Here is a 627-nt window from a genome sequence, read left to right on the forward strand (position 1 = left end):
TTACTAAATAGTTTCTTGGAATGGTGTTTTCGTTTTTAAAATCGCATAAATCCAGTGTAAAAGCTTATTAGCACAAGCAATAATGGCTACTTTATATGGCTTTCCTTCCTCACGTTTTAAATCGTAGAAGGCTCGTAATCGTTTATTTCGGGCAATAGTTTCATCTGTTGTTTTCTTTTTACGGCTATCTCGAATGGAACAGCGAACGGCTGTATAAAGCATATGACGAAGCCTAGCTGAGCCGCGTTTGGTAATGTGATTTTTCGTGCCTTTAAAGCGACCTGATTCAAACACACTGGGATCTAGTCCCGCAAAGGCGACCAACTTTTTTGGATGATTAAACCGCTCAATTTCCCCAACTTCTGAAAGTATCGTGGCCGCGATTTTTTCACCTACACCGGGAAGTGATTGGATTAATTCATATTCTTCGAGTTGTACCGCCAACTGATCAATCTCACGCTCTAACGTAGAAAGTTGTTGGCGGTACGCTTGAAGTAAATCAATATACATATTCAGACTGACGAGAAGGCTTTGATAAAGCGTTGACTGAAATGGGTTGCGTTCTGCAGCTACGATTAATACTTCAGCTCTTTCATGCGCCCAATTAAATGAACGTGCTTTACAATG

At 40.5% G+C, this 627-nt stretch carries 1 protein-coding gene; it reads right to left on the bottom strand.

Annotated elements, in window-relative coordinates; all coding sequences use genetic code 11:
* Nucleotides 1-3: 3 nt before the first annotated feature.
* Nucleotides 4-627, bottom strand: a 624-nt coding sequence (locus tag C9J35_RS23230) for an IS110 family RNA-guided transposase (RefSeq protein ID WP_107927173.1), incomplete at its 5' end; no start/stop codon positions are given.

The organism is Lysinibacillus parviboronicapiens, from assembly GCF_003049575.1.
Lineage (GTDB): Bacteria > Bacillota > Bacilli > Bacillales_A > Planococcaceae > Lysinibacillus > Lysinibacillus parviboronicapiens.